We start from the raw sequence: 19,489 nt of genomic DNA, 5'->3' as shown, positions 1-19,489 counted from the left end.
GGAGCCTGAGAATGACAGCCATTTTTTCACCTTCACTGATGTGCATGGATTTAACGCACTTCCGCGAACAAATTCATATTCTCAACACGAGAGCAGATCGATATCATGTCGACGTCATGGATGGTCATTACGTGAAAAATATCACCTTATCGCCCTTTTTCATTGAACAGCTTCGAAAACTGACAGATAGACCAATTGATGTGCATCTTATGGCAGAATACCCTCAAGAATTTTTAATCGATGCCTGCATTGATGCAGGCGCAAGCATGATCTGCTTACACCCAGAAGTCGTGCAAAGAGACGTTTTTAGAATCATTCGGCATATCCATCAAAGAAACTGCAAGGTCGGCTTTGTCTTAAACCCCGCCACACCAATTGCAGCGTTAGATTCCTTTATACATTTAATAGACCGAGTGACGATCATGACGATTGATCCAGGCTTTGCTGGACAGCCTTTTATTAAAGAAATGCTTCAGAAATTGAAACAGGTGAAAGATGTAAAAGAGAAGGGAGGCTACTCATTTTCAATTGAAGTAGACGGCTCTTGTAATGAGAGCACGTTCCGGCTGCTTGCTGAGGCTGGAAATGAGATCTATATTATCGGTACCTCAGGTTTATTTGGACTTCACAAACAACTCGATACGGCTTGGGAGACAATGAAGCAATTATTTACAAAAGAAACGGCCTCAATTGAATCACGTTAGTAAAGAGGATGAAATCCATCCTCTTTTTTACGCAATTTTACTAAAACAACACAAACTCACCAAAATATACTCAAATACAAAATAAAAAATCGCAAACCCATACTTGAAAGCGCTTTACTAACGTGTTATTCTTCAAATATCTTTAGTAAATATTTAGTCAAAAACCAAGAGGAGTTTGCCTGTGACCACACTCAAAGATATTGCTCATGATGCAAAAGTGTCCGTTTCTACTGTATCCCGTGTGTTAAATGGCGATCAAACACTTGCCGTTTCTCACGCAACAAGACAAAACATCCTCGACATTGCGAAGAAGTTAAACTATACCCCAGTGAGAGCAAGAAAAGCCGATCAAGCAGAGGAAAAAAGCCCATCTGAATCCCCAGTCATCGGTATCGTTGTCGCTCAATCCATTGACGAAGAATTAAATGATCCCTTTTTTTCATCGATTCGAAAAGGAATTGAAAAAGAATATGCCAAACAAGGGCTGTCCACCCTCCATACCTTTCGCCTGAGAAGCATGGACAAAGGGGCGATGCTAAAGGATATTGACGGTTTGATCGTCATTGGACGAATCAGCCCTGATACAGTTGAAAAAATGACAAACCGAATGGAACACATTGTTTTTATCAATCATTATGCGGATGAAGATTTGTATGATTGTGTACATGTCGATTTTGTAAGAGCGGCAGATCGCGCAATTCGTCATCTGCAATCGCTTGGCTATACACATCTTGGCTATATTGGCGGAAAGGAGCGGGAGCATTATTTCGAAGGAAATGCTGTGATTGAGGACGAAAGACAAACGACGTTTATGAAAAGAATGCAAGAGGCAGGAGGTCTTCATCTGGATGACATCCATATTGGGGAATACTCCATGCAAGAAGGCTATACGCTCATGCAGCAAGCCATTAAAAAAGGAAATCTTCCACAAGCCTTTTTTATCGGAAGTGATTCAATGGCGATCGGTGCAATGCGCGCGCTCAACGAAGCCGGTCTGCGTGTTCCTTTCGATGTATCCATTGTTGGGTTTAATGACATTGAAGCCGCTTCATTTTCAAGTCCGACGCTTACAAGTGTGAAAGTATATACAGAAGAAATGGGGGAAGTCGGCTTGAAGCTTTTGCTTGAGCGAATAAACGGCAGAAAGCTCCCTCTAAAAGTCGTCGTGCCAACAAAACTCATCGAACGGGGCAGCACATGCCTCATCCATGAAAGGGGGTGAACCACCATTTCAGCAAACAAAAAAGAGACAAAAAAGCAGCAAGCAAGCTGCTAGCATGATGGCCAGATCATGCTAAGAACAAGGCAGCCTGCTTGTATGCTCTCTTATCTCTTTGAAAAGAATAGAATTCCAGTATAATGGACTTCTTTTGTTTCCGCAACTTCATGAATTCTACCGATTATCGTCTGAATTTTCAGTAATCAAAAGGAGGAAACCATGAATAAGAAAATCATACTGCTGACTGCGGCCTTTGTCTTGACCATTCTTTTGTCTGCTTGCGGCAATAACGGTACTTCAGAAGCAAACGGAAAGGTCACCCTGACTCTCTTTTCGACGATGAGCAACAGCGGGGAAAGAAAAGCGTTTGAAGAAGTGATTCGTGAGTTTGAAAAAGAGCATCCACATCTTCGAATCGATGCCAACTTCCCAGGCAACAGCTATGAAGATACGATCCGCGTCAAAATGGGGGCAAACGATATGCCAGATCTGTTTGACACACATGGCTGGGCCAAACTGCGCTACAGCGAGTATGTGGCTGATTTAAAAGAGATGGATTGGGTCAAACAGCTTGATCCTTCACTCGATCAGATTTTAAAGGACCAAGATGGCAAAGTATACGCTTATCCGCTGAATCAAGCAAAAGACGGGCTTAGCTTTAATGCCGATCTATTAAAGGACTATGACATTGAAGTCCCAAGAACACTTGATGAACTAAAATCCGCTTTGCTGACAGTGAAAGGAAAGAGCAAAGGAGAGGTTGTGCCGCTCTGGATACCAGGAGGAGATAACTCAAATATCGCCCAAGTTTTTGATGAACTAGCCACACCTTTATTAATCACCGATCAAAAACATCAATACGGAAAAGAACTTGAAAACGGATCATTTGATTGGTCTCACTATACACCGCTTGCACAGTTCATGAAGGAGCTGAAGGATCAAGACCTGTTAAACAAAGATGTGCTGACAGCGAAACTATCTCAAGCACCTGAACTGATGGCACAAAACAAAATAGCCTTCACCTTTGTCGGAGGCTCTTTAGGACCTGAAGCGTCTGAACTCAATCAATCGATCAAAGTAGGCACGATGCCTGTTCCTGCCATTCATGAAGGAGATGAGCAAAGCTGGATTGGGGGAGAACGATTTACTGTCGCTGCCTGGAAGGATTCCAAGCATCTAAAAGAAGCAAAACAATTCATCAATTTTCTCGCAAAGCCTGAAAATGCGAAAAAGATCGCAGAAGGCACATCCTCTGAAGCAGCCTTAACGCATGTAAAAGCGAAAAACTATTACTCTACGTTTTACGATCAATACGAACAGGTGAACATTGAACCTTACTTCGATCGAAAGTACTTACCAAGCGGAATGTGGGCTGTCATGGCAACGACGGGTCAAGAATTATTAGCAGGCTCCATCACACCAGAACAATTATCGAAGAAGATGGAAGAGGAATATAAACGTCTGAAAAAACAATAGCGGAAGGATGCTGAAACAGGAGTGAAGCCAATGAATGACATCACAAAAGCACAGCAGCCAGCCGCATTCACCTCTTTACCAAAACAGAAGCTGAAAAAAAGACAGAATTCATCCCTTTGGTGGATGTACATGCCAGCTGTTCTCGTCGTCAGTACCTTTATCATTTATCCTTTTTTGAACGGAATTCAGCTTTCTTTTACGAATTGGAACGGGTTCTCACAAACTTATGATTGGATTGGCCTTGAACAATATAAGCGTCTGCTTCAAGACCCAACGACATGGCTTGTTGTCAAAAATACGCTTCTATACGGAATCGGGAGCACAATTTTACAAAATATCATTGGACTTGGATATGCTCTCTTATTAAATCAAAGCTTAAAGATGAGAGCCATTACAAGAACAGTGATCTATTTACCTGTCATGATCAGTCCGATTGCCATCGGCTATATTTGGTATTTTGTGTTTGCTTACCAAGGCGGTGCCTTAAACGATGTGGTGGCGTTTTTTGGATTTGACCAAATGAATGCGCTTGGCAATCCGCAATTAAACACATGGATCATTGTGCTTGTCAATACCTATCAATTCGTCGGGATTGCGATGATCATTTATTTAGCAGGCCTTCAAAGTATTCCTAAGGATTATTATGAAGCGGCACAATTAGACGGCGCATCAAGCCTCCAGCAATTTAAGCGAATCACATTGCCGCTCCTTATGCCATCCATCACCATTAATGTTGTGCTGAATGTCATTGGCGGGCTCAAGCTCTTTGATGTCATTGTGGCACTAACAGGCGGCGGACCTGGAGATTCCTCGCAATCGATGTCGACCTTTATGTATGATCTGTATTTCAAACGTCAGGATGCAGGCTATGCAGCAACGCAAGGGGTTTTCATGGCGGTCATCATCCTTGTCATTAGTGTCGCAGCGCTGATTTATTTCAAACGAAAGGAGACCGAGGTGTGATGGATAACGCCTTTAAACGCAAGAAGAGATGGTATACCTTCCTCGCCCTTTTGATGACATTACTTCACCTCATTCCATTCTATATCTTGGTGACGACATCATTAAAGGGGATAGGAGATTTCAGTTCAAAATGGCTGTTTCCAAAAGCGCTTCATGTTGAAAACTTTCGCACGGCATGGACAGAGGCTCAGCTTGGTCAGTCTTTTTTGAATACAGTGATCATTACGTTCAGCTCTGCTGTATTGCTCATTATTTTTGGATCTCTTGCAGCCTATCCGCTCGCAAGAAGAAGCACAAAGCTGAATAAAGCAGTTTATGTTTTATTCATAGCCATTATGGTCATTCCACCGCTCACAGCCCTTGTCCCGCTCTATAAAATGGTCGTTCAAATCGGGATGATGAACACCTATCAAATCGCTATTTTAAATAATGTGGCTGCTTTTTTGCCACTGACGATTTTCTTATACGCAGGCTTTATCCGGTCGACCATTCCAAAGGAGCTCGAAGAAGCAGCCCGTATTGATGGAGCGGGGACACTCAGAGTTTTTTTCACTGTCGTTTTTCCGCTTCTGAAGCCAATTACAGCTTCTGTTTTAATCATTGCCTGTGTGTATATTTGGAACGACTATCAATTTGCCATCTTCTTTTTGCAAGATAAAGAGATGCATACACTCACAGTCGCCTTATCTCATTTTTTTGGTCAAAATCAGCATCAGCTCCAGCTCGTTGGTGCCGCTGCGCTCATTGCGATGCTGCCAATGGTTACGATGTTTGTACTTTTGCAAAAATATTTTATCGCAGGGCTTTCACAAGGTTCTGTCAAAGGATAGTTCATTATGGATGTAAAAAGGAGAGTCGTCTATGTCTAAAATTACATTTATCGGTGCAGGAAGTACCGTGTTTGCTAAAAATATATTAGGAGATTGTTTGTTCGTCCCTGCACTTAGCGGCTTTGAATTCGCTTTATATGATATCGACCACAACCGGCTGAAAGAATCAGAAACGATGCTCCGCCATTTAAAAGAGAACCACGGTGCAAATGTGACCATTAAGCCCTATCACAACCGGAAAGACGCCTTAAAGGATGCGAAATATGTCATCAATGCCATCCAGGTTGGAGGCTATCGGCCAAGCACTGTGATCGATTTTGAGATTCCGAAAAAATACGGGTTAAGACAAACGATTGCGGATACGGTTGGCATCGGCGGTATCTTCCGCTTCCTTCGAACGATTCCTGTGATGCTTGACTTTGCAAAGGATATGGAAGAGGTTTGCCCAAATGCCTTATTATTAAATTACACAAATCCAATGGCCACACTGACAGGTGCGATGCTGCGCTATACACCAATTCAAACAGTGGGTCTTTGTCATAGTGTGCAGGTGTGCACAAAGGATCTATTTGAATCACTTGAAATGGATCATGAAGGCATTGAAGAAAAAATTGCCGGCATCAACCATATGGCATGGTTATTAGAGGTGAAACGAGACGGAAAAGATTTGTACCCAGAAATCAAGAGAAGAGCGAAAGAAAAGCAGCAATCGCGTCACCATGATATGGTACGTTTTGAGCTGATGGATAAATTCGGGTACTATGTCACTGAGTCCTCAGAGCACAATGCCGAATACCATCCTTATTTTATCAAATCACGCTATCCCGAACTGATCGGTCAATTTAACATTCCGCTCGATGAATACCCGAGACGCTGCGAGGAACAAATCAACAACTGGAATACAATGAAGCATGACCTTGTAGGCAATACACAGATCACACATACTCGCTCAAAAGAATATGGTTCTCGTATCATTGAAGCGATCGAAACGAACGTTCCCTTTAAATTTGGCGGTAATGTGCTGAACACAGGAGGCCTCATTCACAACCTGCCTGAAAAAGCATGTGTCGAAGTACCATGTGTTGCAGATCGCAGCGGCATCATGCCTTGCTTTGTCGGAGAGATCCCTGAACAATTAGCTGGACTCAACCGGACCAATATCAGCTCACAGCTCATGACGATCGAAGCAGCAATCAGCGGCAAAAAAGAGCACATTTATCAAGCGGCTTTACTTGATCCACACACAAGCGCTGAGCTATCGATTGATGACACCATCAAATTATGCGATGAACTCATTGAAGCACATGGAAAGATGCTCCCGCATTATACAGAACCGAATCAATATGCTGCATCAACCAAATAACAGAAAAGAACCAGCCTCTACCTGATGCAACGCGCATCAGGTTTTTCTTATGCAGCAAAAAGAGATTGACTGAAAGCGTTTTTAATATTATGATTTTTCTAAAGTTAACCAAAAGTTAACCAAAAGTTAACCAATAATAAACCATGAATGGATACCATCCAGGTGTCATATCTCACAAACAAATGTGGCAAACAAGTGCAGACAGCCATTCACCTTTCAGCTTAGAGCAAGCTGTTTATCACAACGTAAACCAAAACGTCAGTTTCATTTGACAAAGAGTGAATACAGATGAACGCCCATTAGATGAGACAATGACAACCATACACATCCTATAAGCATGACATTTTTTCATAAAAAGGAGAGAGGGAACATGACCAAAACAGATGTACAAATGTTGAAAAATTATATTGGCGGACAATGGATTGAGGCAGAAACAAATCAAACAGAGGCAGTATATAACCCAGCTACTGGCGAGATCATCGCAGAAGTGCCGCTTTCAACAAAAACGGATGTCGAACGTGCGGTACAGGCAGCACAAGAAGCATTTACCACTTGGTCTAAAACAGCGGTTCCCCGCCGTGCACGCATTTTATTTAAATACCAGCAGTTACTCGTTGAAAAATGGGATGAGCTGGCTGAACTCGTCACGATTGAAAACGGAAAAAGCATAACAGAAGCAAAAGGAGAAGTGCAGCGCGGGATTGAGTGTGTGGAATTTGCCGCTGGTGCACCGACCTTAATGATGGGAAAACAATTACCAGATATCGCATCTGGACTCGAATCTGGCATGTACCGCTATCCAATTGGTGTCATCGCCGGTATTACCCCATTTAACTTTCCGATGATGGTCCCGTGCTGGATGTTCCCGCTTGCTATTGCCTGTGGAAATACGTTTGTTTTAAAACCTTCAGAACGAACGCCTCTTCTTGCCGCGCGATTAGCCGAACTATTTGAAGAAGCGGGTCTTCCAAAAGGTGTTCTCAACATTGTCAATGGGGCTCACGATGTCGTCAACGGTCTGCTTGAACATCAAATGGTCAAAGCCATTTCATTTGTCGGCTCTCAGCCAGTTGCAGAATACGTCTATAAAAAAGGCACAGAGCATGGCAAACGTGTCCAAGCACTTGCAGGTGCAAAAAATCACTCCATTGTTCTCAAAGATGCAGATTTAGATGCGGCAACGAAACAAATCATTGGTGCTGCCTTTGGATCAGCAGGAGAGCGCTGCATGGCCGCGGCCGTTGTAGCGGTGGAAGAAGAAGTCGCAGATGAGCTCATTCAAAAATTAGTTGATGAATCGAACGAGCTCGTCATCGGAAACGGAATAAATGAAGAGGTCTTTCTTGGTCCAGTCATTCGAAAGGAACATAAAGAACGAACGCTTCAATACATCCAGTCAGGGATTGAAGAAGGAGCAAGCCTCATTCGTGATGGCAGGAAAGACCTTGAAACAAATGGAAAAGGGTATTTCGTTGGACCGACGATTTTTGACCATGTCACAAATCAAATGAAAATTTGGCAGGACGAGATTTTCGCACCAGTCTTATCCATTGTCCGTGTCTCTTCATTAACGGAAGCGATCGACCTGTCCAATCAATCAAAATTTGCGAACGGTGCCTGCCTGTACACAGACAGTGCATCAAGCATTAGAGAATTTCGCGAAAACATCGAAGCAGGTATGCTCGGCGTTAATATCGGTGTGCCCGCACCAATGGCATTTTTCCCGTTTTCCGGCTGGAAGGGTTCTTTCTACGGGGACTTACATGCCAACGGAACAGACGGAGTAGAGTTTTACACAAGAAAGAAAATGGTGACCGCTCGATATATGTAATCTACATTATTTTATAAGTTGAAAAAAATGCAGTTCCAAAATGGATAACTGCATTTTTTTGTTGTCTCCTAGTCAAAAAGTAAGGGTTTTCATGATGATTTTAGCAGTGCTTTCCCCTAGAAATCATCCTTTGTATTCATTCTTCATCAGCGCATATCAACATAATTTGAAATTGGGCGTAAACCCCAAGATTAGGAAGATGAAAACAGGAGGAAAATGACACGATGAGGAAGAGGATGAAGTGCGGTGTAGGTTTTTTGATTCTTGCTTTGGTACTGAGCTGTATACCGGTATATGATGCGAGTGCAGCAAGTACCCCCATTGCAAAACGAGTAGGAAATGCAAATCCACTCATAGACCATCACTTGGGGGCGGATCCGTTTGCGCTCACCTATAACGGCAGAGTGTACATTTATATGTCGAGTGATGACTATGAATATCACAGCAATGGAACGATTAAAGATAATTCTTTTGCGAATTTGAATAGGGTCTTTGTCATCTCTTCGGCGGATATGGTGAACTGGACAGATCACGGAGCGATTCCAGTAGCTGGCGCAAATGGGGCCAATGGCGGCAAAGGGATTGCCAAATGGGCAGGTGCTTCCTGGGCTCCATCCGCTGCAGTGAAAAAGATCAATGGGAAGGATAAATTTTTCCTTTATTTCGCGAACAGCGGCGGAGGGATTGGCGTCCTGACAGCAGACAGCCCGATTGGTCCATGGACAGATCCTATCGGAAAAGCGCTCGTCACGCCAAATACGCCAGGGATGTCCGGTGTTGTATGGCTTTTTGATCCAGCCGTCTTTGTAGATGATGACGGAACCGGTTATCTCTATGCCGGCGGAGGCGTTCCAGGCGGTTCTAACCCAACGCAGGGACAATGGGCCAATCCTAAAACAGCAAGGGTTCTGAAACTAGGGCCTGATATGACAAGTGTTATCGGCAGTGCCTCGACCATTGATGCTCCTTTTATGTTTGAAGATTCGGGGATGCATAAGTATAACGGTACCTATTACTATTCCTATTGCATCAATTTTGGCGGCTCCCACCCAGCAGATAAACCACCAGGTGAAATCGGTTATATGACGAGCTCAAGTCCTATGGGCCCCTTTACGTATAAAGGACACTTCTTGAAAAATCCGGGTGCATTTTTCGGTGGCGGTGGTAACAACCATCATGCTGTGTTCAATTTAAAAAACGAGTGGTATGTCGTGTATCACACGCAAACGGTGAGCTCTGCCTTATATGGAGCAGGGAAAGGCTACAGATCTCCCCACATTAATAAGCTTGTGCATAATGCTGACGGCTCACTTCGAGAGGTCGCAGCCAATTTTGAAGGAGTCAAACAGCTATCCAACCTGAATCCTTATCAGCGGGTAGAAGCTGAAACATTCGCTTGGAATGGACGCATTTTGACAGAGGCCTCCTCAGCTCCAGGCGGACCAGTCAATAACCAGCATGTCACAAACATTCAAAACGAAGATTGGGTGGCTGTCAGTAACGTCGATTTCGGATCGAGCGGTGCCAGAACGTTTAAAGCCAATGTAGCATCCGCTTCAGGCGGACAAATAGAAGTACGTCTTGGCAGTCCAGATGGCAGAATCGTTGGAACACTCAATGTCCCTTCCACAGGCGGAAACTGGCGAGAAATAGAAACGGCAGTAAACGGGGCAGCAGGCGTGCACAACGTATTTTTTGTCTTCAAAGGAAATGGTGCCAACCTATTCCAATTTGATTCCTGGCAGTTTACTCAAAGGTAAACAAAATCGGATGCTGCGGCATCTATCACTGGTTGATGGGAGAGTGGGAAAATTTGATGTCCATGATCAAAAAACCAATTTGTACTTTATTGGTCTGCTTCACTATGCTGTCTGTTATGTTCATAGGACCCGGGGTAACTGAGGTTTCAGCAGCAAGTGATGCGAATATTAATGTCAATGCGGAAAGACAAGTGATTCGCGGCTTTGGCGGAATGAACCACCCGGCTTGGATTGGTGATTTGACAGCCCCTCAAAGGGAAACCGCCTTTGGCAATGGGCAGAATCAATTAGGATTCTCCATTCTACGAATTTATGTAGACGAGAACAGAAATAATTGGCACAGAGAAGTCGCCACCGCCAAAAGAGCAATAGAGCATGGCGCTTTGGTGATCGCTTCACCTTGGAATCCTCCAAGCCATATGGTGGAGACCTTCAACCGTAATGGTGCGTCTGCAAAGCGGTTGAGATACAATCAATACGCCGCATATGCTCAGCATCTGAATGATTTTGTGACATATATGAAAAATAATGGCGTCAACCTCTATGCCATTTCTGTACAAAACGAGCCCGATTATGCACACGAATGGACATGGTGGACGCCTCAGGAAATCCTGCGATTCATGAGAGAAAATGCCGGCTCCATTAATGCACGTGTGATTGCACCAGAATCTTTTCAATACCTTAAAAATATATCAGACCCCATTTTAAACGATCCGCAGGCGCTTAGAAATATGGACATTCTCGGTGCCCATCTGTACGGAACCCAAATCAGCCAGCTTCCGTATTCTCTTTTTAAACAAAAAGGAGGGGGGAAAGAGCTGTGGATGACAGAGGTCTACTACCCGAATAGTGATAACAATTCAGCGGACCGCTGGCCTGAGGCACTAGGGGTGTCAGAGCATATACACCATTCGATGGTGGAAGGGGACTTTCAGGCGTATGTGTGGTGGTACATCCGCAGATCATACGGTCCTATGAAGGAAGATGGAATGATTAGCAAACGCGGCTACAACATGGCGCATTTCTCTAAGTTTGTGCGTCCAGGGTACGTCAGAATTGATGCAACGAAAAGTCCTGAACCGAATGTTTTCGTCTCAGCCTACAAAGGGGACAATAAGGTCGTCATTGTAGCGATTAATAAAAACAATACAGGCGTCAATCAGCACTTTGTCATGCAAAATGGAACCGCTTCACAAGCGTCAAGATGGATTACGAGCAGTAACAGCAACCTTCAGCCTGGAACTGATTTAAATATATCAGGAAATCAATTTTGGGCTCATCTCCCTGCTCAAAGTGTGACAACATTTGTGGTCAAACGCTAAAAAACACCAAAAGCCAATTTTCTCATAAAAAAAGAAAATTGGTTTTTTTCTATGCAAATAGAAAGTTAATTTTTCACGATGTCTACACTTTGGGTATAATAATAACAATGACTTCAGGAGAGTGATCATAAATGCCAAAGCTTCAAAGCAAAGTATTGATTATAGATGACGAAAAAGAAATTTTGGAATTAATCCATACAGTATTAACAAGAGAAGGCATTGACCGGGTGATAACAGCTTCAACTGCCCGTGATGGGCTCACGCAATTCCATCAAGAACATCCCGACCTCGTCATACTGGATATTATGCTCCCAGACGGTGAAGGCTATGATATTTGCAGACAAATTAGAGAGACCTCCCATGTTCCGATTATCTTTTTATCAGCAAAGGGAGAGGAATCAGACAAAATTGTAGGACTTGCCATTGGCGGCGATGATTACATTACAAAACCTTTCAGCCCAAAGGAAGTCGCCTATCGGGTAAAAGCCCAGCTGAGACGGTCATCATACTTACAGCCTTCTCAAGATGATCCTGTGATCAAAAAAGGGCCATTTGAGTTAAACGAGCAGCAAGCCGAACTGACGAAAAACGGAGCGGCGATTGAGCTCACACCGAAAGAACTTATGCTGATGACCTATTTCTTGCAGCACCCGAACCGTGTAATCAGTAAAGAAACGCTTTATCAAACCGTTTGGGGGGAAGATTTCTTCGGTTCTGACAATACGGTGATGGTTCATATACGAAGACTTCGGGAGAAAATAGAGAATTCCCCATCTACACCAGAATTTCTCGTGACGGTCAAAGGGCTTGGCTATAAATTTGTTGTAAAGGATGCGTAAGGATGAAATGGCGATTAACAGGCAGATATATGGTCTCTGTCATTATCGTGACCATTATCACGGTCTTTATCAACTTATTCGGATTTATGATTTGGCTTGTACTCCAGGCAAGCAGCCAGCATAACGAGGAAAATACGCCCGAAACCTTCACAAGATCATTTGAACAATACGTCTCTTTTTCTGATCAAGGAATCACCGTAAACAAAGAAGGGCAGAAAGCTTTAAAACAACAGAATGCATGGATTCAAATTTTAGACGAAAATGGACAAGACGTGTATCATGCGCGGGCACCTAAAGGATTAAAGAACAAATATACACCGATAGAAATCGTGAACTTACATAAATATAAGGATAAGCAATTATTATCGACCATTTATGCTGGCGGAAAAAAAGTAAAGGGCAAAGAATACAGCTACTTTATCGGATTTAAGGACCCTTCCATCGGAAAATATTTATTTTCGTTCGACACGAAGGACTTAGTGGCGAGATTCAATATCGGGACGATGATTTTATTATCAATAGATGCCATCATTGCCTTACTCATGGGGTACTTATTCAGCCGGCAGCTCATTAAACCGCTCGACCGTGCCATTCATGGAATCCAGCGGCTTACAAACGGAGATTATACGACAAAGCTACCAACTAAGGGAATATATAAAGATGTTTTCTATAATGTCAATCACTTATCAGAACAGCTCGCTTCAAGCCAAAAAGAAAAAGACAAATTAGAGCAAATGCGTGAAGATTGGATCAGTCATATTTCTCATGATATTAAAACACCATTATCCTCTATTCAAGGCTATGCAGAAATCATGAAAGATCCAAATTATCCTCTTTCAGATCAAGACATCAGACATTATGCCCGCATCATAGAGAATAAATCACTGTACATCAAAGACGTCATGGAAGATCTAAATTTAACAACAAGACTGAAAAATAACGACGTCATGCTGCATAAAGAGCTAGTGAACATTGTGTCGTTGCTGAGGGAAACGTTAATTGATATTCTAAACCATTCGAGATATGCGGATCAGACGATTGAGCTGCAAACGAATGTAGACAATCTCATGCTGAATATTGATACGATCCTCATACGAAGAGCGGTCACCAATCTCATTTTAAATGCCCTTGTTCACAATGATTCTGATGTGAAAATCATTGTACAGCTTGAACAAAAAGAAAATACCCACATCACGATTAAAGATAACGGCAAAGGAATCGAAGAGGCAGAGCTAGAAAAAGTGTTTGACCGCTACTATAGAGGGACGAATACAGGAGGGACACATGCAGGCTCTGGTCTTGGGATGGCCATTGCTAAGGATATCATCCAAAAGCACGGCGGGGATATTATGATACGCAGTATGATAGGAGAAGGAACAACGATTGATATCCAATTACCTGCATGAAGGGACATACAAAAAAAACGGTTCTGATCAATCACAGAACCGTTTTTTTCATCTATTATTCTGAAAACACTTTAATGCCTTTGACAATGTTCCAAATGAAGAAGTAGATCGCCACGAGGAATGTCACAGCATACGTTGCAATTAAGAACGGACCAGCATGTCTGATATCGTTCATGCCAAGTAAACCTGAACCAAGGATGCCAATGCCGAAAATCAAATAAGGGATTAAATGCGTCCAAAGCGATTTTTTCGCATGATATTTCACTTCGTCCTTCCCTAAGAAATAGACGATAATCGGAAACAGAAACGGCGCAAAAAAGATACTGAAGTAACATAATGAAGACAAAATTTTATTTTCTCTCAAACCTTTTCACCTCTATGATTAATTTAGAAGGGGGAGAATCATTCGACTCAGCCCTCACTTCCTTACAAACCCATTGTACTACCTCAACCTTAACCTGTATTAATCCGAACCTTACAGCAACCTTAAAAATGTTAAACGATACATAAAAGATAAAATATAATCTAGGTATTTTCATCTATCTTAAAAGAATTAATTCAAGATCGTTATATGAAGAGTTATGCATGCGGATTGATTATTAAAAAAATGTTAAAACGGGAATTCAATTGGAATGTGACAGAAGACGAACTTGTTTTTTTAGTCATTCATATTGAAAGAATCACAAAGGAACACGCCTAAAATAAATGATTTCTTTTAGGCGTGTTATGAAAAAGCATGAACCTAAACAAATCTCCATGAAGAAGAATCGTCTTTTCTCATGGTGGATATTGTTTAGGTTTTCTTGTGAAAATGAAGGGGAGAAGACATGGAAAACAGAGAATTGGCAAGAAATTGTGAATTTAATCGGTGGAACCCAAAATATATCTCAAATTCAAGTCGTTATTGGAGCAAAAGCTGGCCAATAAATGTTTCACCTTGACCTTGAAGTATAGTTCAACCTTTATAATGTCAATATAGGAAGACAAAATAATGAAAAAGGAGTAACGATGGAGTTGATGACTAGAGGAGAACTTGCCAAAAAAACAGGAGTAAGTCCTGCCGCAATTCGTTACTATGAAGAGCACAACATCTTACCTGCTCCAAGACGTCATTCGAACGGTTATAGATTATATACAGAAGATGATGTTGTGAAAATTCAATTGATCAAAGATGCGAAAACATTGGGTTATTCATTAAAGGAAATAGCTGAAATTATGGAAATGCTGAGTCAAGACATAGAGCTTGATACTTTAAGAAGGATTGTCCAGCATAAACACGAAGAAATTGAAAGGAAAATCAACAGCCTTCGTCTCATTCAAGACCTTTTATCTAACTTATTAAAGACCCCTGAGAAAGAAGTACAAGTCTACCTCGAATCATTTCGCGTGACGAATCAGGACGAACAATAAACATATTGACTTAAAGGAGAGAAAAAAATGAGTGTGGAAATTGTTAATGGAGAACGTTCTGAAGAAAGTATTCAATTTGAAAAATTATTCGCTTCCCAAAGTAATAAAGAGAGTTTTTCTAGTATCGAACACACAAAAAAATTTCTTGATCAAAAAGGAATAGAAAATACGCAGCCTTATACCATTGGGAATGATGTGAAGTTAATTAGTGAGATAAAAGAGCAGACATTTGAGGGCATGCAAGTTTTCACATTGAATGAGCAAGCATCACAAAAACAAAAAGTCATTCTATATATACATGGCGGCGCGTGGACAAATCAGCCTTTGAATTTCCATTGGTGGTTCATGGATAAGATGGCGCAATCACTTCATGCGAAAGTGGTGGCTCCTATTTACCCAAAAGTGCCTCATTATAGCTACCAGGATACATATCCGAAAATCCTAAACCTTTATAAAGACCTTTTGAAAACTGTTGAAACTGCCAATCAATTGACGATCATGGGAGATTCAGCTGGCGGAAATATCTCACTTGGTCTGGCGCACCTTTTAAAGAAGGAAGGTCTTCCGCAGCCGAAGGATATTGTTTTATTATCTGCATGTGTTGACATGAGCTTAAGCAATCCTCTAATGTTTGAATATGCAAAAAAGGATCCGATTCTAGGTTCTGAAGGAATGGAAGTCATCACAAAGATTTGGACAGCTGATAAAAATGTAACTGACCCATTGATCAGTCCCATTTACGGTGACTTTAATGGCCTTGGGAAGATCACTCATTTTATTGGAACACATGATATGTTATATCCAGATGCCATAAAGCTTGATGAAAAACTAACAGAACAAGGAATTGACATAAAAACCTTTGTTTATCCTCAAATGCTTCATGTATTTGTTGTGATGCCAATCCCTGAGGCACAAGATGCTCAGGAGAAAATCATTCAGGTGATCAATCGTTAAGAAATACAGAATGATTTGATTGAAATAGTCGAAAGTTTAGTGAATGGGCTGCTTACATGAAAGCAGCCTTTTTCAATTCAACATGAAATACATCCAGAATGTCAACTCACTACTTACAGATTAAAAGTTCCTTAAATTCCAATTTTTGTTTACAGTGTGCGCATTTCCTATTAATATAATGATTGTTCGCTTCTTCATTGGATTTAAATAAATGGCGGTTAGTAAAGGAGAGTGAATGATGAATGTTTCTTTTCTTCAACCTATGGCTCTGATCTTGTTTACATTGCCTTTGTTATCTTTGATATGGGGGATTGTCGGCTATTTCATCTTTAAGCGGGTCTACGTCGTTCTAATGATCACATTTGCAGCTTCAATCGTTTTTATCTTTGCCTATACAGGCTTCGATATGTCGAATATGTATTGGGTCGTCGCTATGACTTTTCTATGCATGTGTACCTCTCTCCTCACAAAAATCATTCGATATATGATTTATCGCTATAAAAAAGCATAAAGAAGCTTATGCCTGCAAACATAAGCTTTATTTTTGTTTCCTTTCATTTCATCTTCAACAACAGTTCATTACCTAATGTTTGGTATAATAGATACGAGCATAGATGCAGAAAACGTCAAGTGTGATCCTTATCTTTTACAATCAAGAATCCCTTTCAGCAAGTTCATTGTAATTTCACTTAGTGCTTGTCTTTGACTCATGATTATATCACAAAGCTATATATCTCCGAGAAAAGAGCGGATATCTATTTTCATTAATAAGGGGGCATAAAAAAATGAAAAGGTATGACACATTCCCAGAACCAATCGGCAGCTATACTGCCGGCCGCACCCAGATGGATTTTGAGTACACAGCATCAGATGACTCAAAAAGAGAATTGACCGCGTTTGTGTACTATCCGTCCGATAGCAGCGAAGGGAAGACTGCATCAACGTACATGTTTCCTGAAGTCTACGAGATGCTTCATGAGCAGCCACTTGTCACTGAATATTTGAAAGAGAAGAATTTTTTCTCTATCGATATCAAGACTCATTGTTACGACGACCTTGCTCTTTCTGGGAAGGAAAAGCGCTATCCAGTGTTATTTTATGTTTGCGGCGGGGGTGGTTCACCGGAATGGGGGACAGCAATCTGTACTGACCTGGCAAGCCTGGGCTATGTTGTCGTCAGTATCGGCCATCAGAATAGCACAATGTATAAACGGAAAGATGGGAAGCTGTTGAATGTATCAAAGGATTTTTCGGATATCATTATGGCGTTTTCTGAAGATCCGGAGATGATGGCGCTGGCTGGCAAGATGAAGATACGGCCTGACGATGAAACGGCTATTGAGATGTGCCGTAACGTCCTTACCCTGCCAATAATTAACCAGTTAACAAAATATAGTAAACGACAGGCAGAAGATGTAAGGTACGTAGCCGATTATCTTCACAAACTAGACTCTGGAGAATTGAAGTCCATTTTTCATGATAGACTGCTGCTCGATATCGGCATGGGCATCGTCGGGCATTCTTATGGCGGGCCAACGGCGGCAATTGTTTGCCGAGATGACGACCGGTTTGCCTGCGGGGTTGGCTTGGATAGTGGTGCGTTCGGCCTTCTCGACAGCGACCTCAATAAACCCTTTTTGCTGCTGTTTTCTGAACCGAATTATCATATGAATGCGATCATTGGCGCTAACAATAGCATGGAAACCTATTATTTCTCTGTTGATCGTGCTGCACATTTAGATTACTGTGACATCGTGTTTACCGGTGTAGATAAAGAACTCAGAGGCACAAGGGATGCATTAGAGATGCGAAATCTTGTGACGGACTTTACGAAAACCTTTTTTGATCATTACATCCTGCAAAAGGCTGCACGTGTGGAAAGCCTTTTATATGATGGCGTAGACTTAATCAAGAAAACGAGTAACAAGTGAGATAACGGAGAAGCTGTTGATAATAGCCTTTTAAAGAGTCAGCTTGTAAATGAAGAGAAAATGTAAGAGGATCAATCCATCATCTTGATGAATCAGTAACAACAACAAAAGAGCAGCCAACAACCGCTCTTTTTTCGTGTGTCAATCTTTATGCGTTTTTAATGGACCTTTTGTGATCTTAGTAAGCTCAGAGTTAATGTCAAAGATTTTAGCGTTGATGTCTGTTATGCCAAAGCTAGTGATTCTTTTAGAATGCATATTGAGATAGGTTTCAGCTGCTTCTTTTGTTTCGAATAAGTAGATGCCACCAGCCTCATTTTTCTCAGGATTCTCCGTCCATATCTTCCATATGAACCCGTCCTCTTCATTAATACTTCTCGCTAAATCAGAAAACTCTTTTGCCATTTCATCTCCGAAAGGGACATTCATCTTAAAATCCACTTGTAATACGTGTGCCATCGCCATTCTCCTTATGTTGAAGTTGTGAAATAATGTTCCCCTAGAACTTCTTTCATTTGAAACGGTTTTTGTGAAAGTTCTTTCTCCATAAATGACCGCACATCCGATTGGTCAATATCGTACATTACTTCAATCTCTTTAGAGAATAGTAGTTTTTCTTTTTCGAGCAAGGCAGAAACAGCTGGAAGCTTCTTCGGTTGAATCTCTACAGTGTTTAAAGCTTGCTTTAATCCATCAACATAGACGTCTAACGGTCGACCACCCGTGATTTTAACTCCTTTATTTTCTTCGTTGACGAAGATGATGGTCGGAAACCCTCTTGCACCGAGGTCTCGAACAAGAGCAAAATCTTGATTTAATAAGTCTTGTCCGCTAGGGAGCTCCGCTTCATGTAAAATAACATCTCCGTTCAGTCCAAGGTTGTTGACGATATCAATCAAAACCGTAATATCAGATATATTTTGATTGAATGCAAATAGTGCTTCTCTTGCACGGCGTAAAAACGTATAGGCTCGTTCATCACCGTGATGTTTTTGAATCACTTTGAACACGCGAGAGGACGGGTAGGAGGATTGAACAGGATTGTCAATCATTAAGGACCCATCAATTGGCATGCGAGAATGTTCTCCGACTTCTCTCCAGTGACCCGCGACATCAGCAGGCTTATAAATTCCGTTTGCGGGATCAATTGGACCGTCATGCCATTTCTCTAGCAGTCCACCAAGCACAGTCTGGAAATGAAAATAATGTCCATATTGCTCCTTAAAACGACGCAGGACAGGTTCAATTGCCCAGCAATGAGAACAAATCGGATCTGTTACATAGTAGAGCGTAATGGATTTTTTAGGTTGGTGAAAGTCAATGACCTGAATATCTTCTTCTTCACCTACACCGCATACACCAGTTTCTAAATCACAAAACATGTCATTGTTTTTCAAGTTGATTTCCTCTTTTCTGTTTCATTATCTATGTTCATTAATTTCTAATGGTTTTTGAGGCAGTAGACCAAGATACAACCTCAT

20 protein-coding genes are annotated in these 19,489 nt (G+C 41.7%); 17 read left to right on the top strand and 3 right to left on the bottom strand.

The genetic code is table 11. From position 1 onward, the window contains the following. Positions 1–11: 11 nt before the first annotated feature. The 11 genes from alsE (at position 12) to C6W21_RS04535 (ending at position 13,713) form a co-directional block, all read left to right on the top strand. Positions 12–704, top strand: a complete 693-nt coding sequence (gene alsE, locus C6W21_RS04585; RefSeq protein ID WP_106049484.1) for a D-allulose 6-phosphate 3-epimerase — start codon at positions 12–14, stop codon at positions 702–704. A 181-nt stretch (positions 705–885) separates the two neighbouring features. Beyond that, entirely contained in the window at positions 886–1,926 is a 1,041-nt protein-coding gene (locus C6W21_RS04580; protein WP_106049483.1) for a LacI family DNA-binding transcriptional regulator, read from the top strand. A 216-nt stretch (positions 1,927–2,142) separates the two neighbouring features. Beyond that, positions 2,143–3,399, top strand: coding sequence for an ABC transporter substrate-binding protein (locus tag C6W21_RS04575; protein WP_106049482.1), 1,257 nt, complete (start codon positions 2,143–2,145; stop codon positions 3,397–3,399). 30 nt (positions 3,400–3,429) lie between these two features. Next, positions 3,430–4,362 (top strand): carbohydrate ABC transporter permease, encoded by a 933-nt coding sequence (locus C6W21_RS04570; protein WP_106049481.1) that lies wholly within the window; start codon positions 3,430–3,432, stop codon positions 4,360–4,362. Beyond that, on the top strand, positions 4,362–5,192 hold the full coding sequence (locus C6W21_RS04565) for a carbohydrate ABC transporter permease (RefSeq protein ID WP_106049480.1): 831 nt from the start codon (positions 4,362–4,364) through the stop codon (positions 5,190–5,192). Before C6W21_RS04570 ends, C6W21_RS04565 begins: the two co-directional genes overlap by 1 nt. A 31-nt stretch (positions 5,193–5,223) precedes the next feature. After that, positions 5,224–6,555, top strand: a complete 1,332-nt coding sequence (gene melA / locus C6W21_RS04560; protein ID WP_106049479.1) for an alpha-glucosidase/alpha-galactosidase — start codon at positions 5,224–5,226, stop codon at positions 6,553–6,555. A 370-nt stretch (positions 6,556–6,925) separates the two neighbouring features. Then, the gene (locus C6W21_RS04555) at positions 6,926–8,386 is read left to right on the top strand and encodes a CoA-acylating methylmalonate-semialdehyde dehydrogenase (RefSeq protein WP_106049478.1); all 1,461 of its coding nucleotides are present in this window, start codon (positions 6,926–6,928) and stop codon (positions 8,384–8,386) included. 224 nt (positions 8,387–8,610) lie between these two features. Beyond that, positions 8,611–10,146: a glycoside hydrolase family 43 protein gene (locus C6W21_RS04550; protein WP_106049477.1), complete on the top strand. Its 1,536-nt coding sequence runs from the start codon at positions 8,611–8,613 to the stop codon at positions 10,144–10,146. A gap of 53 nt (positions 10,147–10,199) precedes the next feature. Further along, the gene (xynC, locus tag C6W21_RS04545; RefSeq protein WP_106049476.1) at positions 10,200–11,468 is read left to right on the top strand and encodes a glucuronoarabinoxylan endo-1,4-beta-xylanase XynC; all 1,269 of its coding nucleotides are present in this window, start codon (positions 10,200–10,202) and stop codon (positions 11,466–11,468) included. A 131-nt stretch (positions 11,469–11,599) separates the two neighbouring features. Next, positions 11,600–12,307: a response regulator transcription factor gene (locus tag C6W21_RS04540; protein WP_106049475.1), complete on the top strand. Its 708-nt coding sequence runs from the start codon at positions 11,600–11,602 to the stop codon at positions 12,305–12,307. Between the two features lie 2 nt (positions 12,308–12,309). Next, positions 12,310–13,713, top strand: coding sequence for a sensor histidine kinase (locus C6W21_RS04535; RefSeq protein ID WP_106049474.1), 1,404 nt, complete (start codon positions 12,310–12,312; stop codon positions 13,711–13,713). A gap of 55 nt (positions 13,714–13,768) precedes the next feature. Here C6W21_RS04535 and C6W21_RS04530 read toward each other — a convergent pair whose 3' ends face one another. Then, complete coding sequence (locus tag C6W21_RS04530) at positions 13,769–14,077, bottom strand: magnetosome magnetite crystal formation protein family (protein WP_106049473.1); 309 nt, start codon at positions 14,075–14,077, stop codon at positions 13,769–13,771. 177 nt (positions 14,078–14,254) lie between these two features. On the opposite strand from C6W21_RS04530, the gene C6W21_RS04525 reads away from it, so the two are divergent. The 6 genes from C6W21_RS04525 (at position 14,255) to C6W21_RS04500 (ending at position 18,008) form a co-directional block, all read left to right on the top strand. Continuing rightward, entirely contained in the window at positions 14,255–14,413 is a 159-nt protein-coding gene (locus C6W21_RS04525; protein WP_223249556.1) for a PRD domain-containing protein, read from the top strand. A 26-nt stretch (positions 14,414–14,439) separates the two neighbouring features. Further along, entirely contained in the window at positions 14,440–14,640 is a 201-nt protein-coding gene (locus tag C6W21_RS18965; RefSeq protein WP_189318142.1) for a hypothetical protein, read from the top strand. 81 nt (positions 14,641–14,721) lie between these two features. Then, positions 14,722–15,123, top strand: coding sequence for a MerR family transcriptional regulator (locus C6W21_RS04515; protein WP_106049471.1), 402 nt, complete (start codon positions 14,722–14,724; stop codon positions 15,121–15,123). 27 nt (positions 15,124–15,150) lie between these two features. Further along, entirely contained in the window at positions 15,151–16,077 is a 927-nt protein-coding gene (locus C6W21_RS04510; protein ID WP_106049470.1) for an alpha/beta hydrolase fold domain-containing protein, read from the top strand. 238 nt (positions 16,078–16,315) lie between these two features. Continuing rightward, the gene (locus C6W21_RS04505; RefSeq protein WP_106049469.1) at positions 16,316–16,588 is read left to right on the top strand and encodes a DUF2651 family protein; all 273 of its coding nucleotides are present in this window, start codon (positions 16,316–16,318) and stop codon (positions 16,586–16,588) included. 274 nt (positions 16,589–16,862) lie between these two features. After that, on the top strand, positions 16,863–18,008 hold the full coding sequence (locus C6W21_RS04500) for an alpha/beta hydrolase (protein ID WP_106049468.1): 1,146 nt from the start codon (positions 16,863–16,865) through the stop codon (positions 18,006–18,008). Between the two features lie 141 nt (positions 18,009–18,149). Here the strand turns inward: C6W21_RS04500 and C6W21_RS04495 are convergent, their stop codons facing one another. Both C6W21_RS04495 and C6W21_RS04490 read right to left on the bottom strand, forming a co-directional pair. Further along, positions 18,150–18,467 carry a monooxygenase gene (locus C6W21_RS04495; RefSeq protein WP_106049467.1) on the bottom strand — a complete coding sequence of 106 codons (318 nt, stop codon included), beginning with the start codon at positions 18,465–18,467 and terminating at the stop codon, positions 18,150–18,152. Between the two features lie 11 nt (positions 18,468–18,478). Further along, on the bottom strand, positions 18,479–19,405 hold the full coding sequence (locus tag C6W21_RS04490) for a DsbA family protein (RefSeq protein ID WP_106049466.1): 927 nt from the start codon (positions 19,403–19,405) through the stop codon (positions 18,479–18,481). Between the last annotated feature and the right edge of the window lie 84 nt (positions 19,406–19,489).

The sequence above is a fragment of the Bacillus sp. NMCN1 genome (genome assembly GCF_002998085.1).
In the GTDB taxonomy this organism is placed as follows: domain Bacteria; phylum Bacillota; class Bacilli; order Bacillales; family Bacillaceae; genus Bacillus.
This window is presented reverse-complemented; position numbering and strand designations above follow the sequence as displayed.

Bases quoted from the DNA above. Each gene is read 5' to 3' on its own strand.
- melA (WP_106049479.1), top strand. From the start codon at position 5,224: ATGTCTAAAATTACATTTATCGGTGCAGGAAGTACCGTGTTTGCTAAA.
- alsE (WP_106049484.1), top strand. From the start codon at position 12: ATGACAGCCATTTTTTCACCTTCACTGATGTGCATGGATTTAACGCAC.
- C6W21_RS04570 (WP_106049481.1), top strand. From the start codon at position 3,430: ATGAATGACATCACAAAAGCACAGCAGCCAGCCGCATTCACCTCTTTA.
- C6W21_RS04555 (WP_106049478.1), top strand. From the start codon at position 6,926: ATGACCAAAACAGATGTACAAATGTTGAAAAATTATATTGGCGGACAA.
- C6W21_RS04575 (WP_106049482.1), top strand. From the start codon at position 2,143: ATGAATAAGAAAATCATACTGCTGACTGCGGCCTTTGTCTTGACCATT.
- C6W21_RS04515 (WP_106049471.1), top strand. From the start codon at position 14,722: ATGGAGTTGATGACTAGAGGAGAACTTGCCAAAAAAACAGGAGTAAGT.
- C6W21_RS04505 (WP_106049469.1), top strand. From the start codon at position 16,316: ATGAATGTTTCTTTTCTTCAACCTATGGCTCTGATCTTGTTTACATTG.
- C6W21_RS04510 (WP_106049470.1), top strand. From the start codon at position 15,151: ATGAGTGTGGAAATTGTTAATGGAGAACGTTCTGAAGAAAGTATTCAA.
- C6W21_RS04535 (WP_106049474.1), top strand. From the start codon at position 12,310: ATGAAATGGCGATTAACAGGCAGATATATGGTCTCTGTCATTATCGTG.
- C6W21_RS04565 (WP_106049480.1), top strand. From the start codon at position 4,362: ATGGATAACGCCTTTAAACGCAAGAAGAGATGGTATACCTTCCTCGCC.
- C6W21_RS18965 (WP_189318142.1), top strand. From the start codon at position 14,440: ATGAAAAAGCATGAACCTAAACAAATCTCCATGAAGAAGAATCGTCTT.
- C6W21_RS04495 (WP_106049467.1), bottom strand. From the start codon at position 18,467: ATGGCACACGTATTACAAGTGGATTTTAAGATGAATGTCCCTTTCGGA.
- C6W21_RS04500 (WP_106049468.1), top strand. From the start codon at position 16,863: ATGAAAAGGTATGACACATTCCCAGAACCAATCGGCAGCTATACTGCC.
- C6W21_RS04550 (WP_106049477.1), top strand. From the start codon at position 8,611: ATGAGGAAGAGGATGAAGTGCGGTGTAGGTTTTTTGATTCTTGCTTTG.
- C6W21_RS04540 (WP_106049475.1), top strand. From the start codon at position 11,600: ATGCCAAAGCTTCAAAGCAAAGTATTGATTATAGATGACGAAAAAGAA.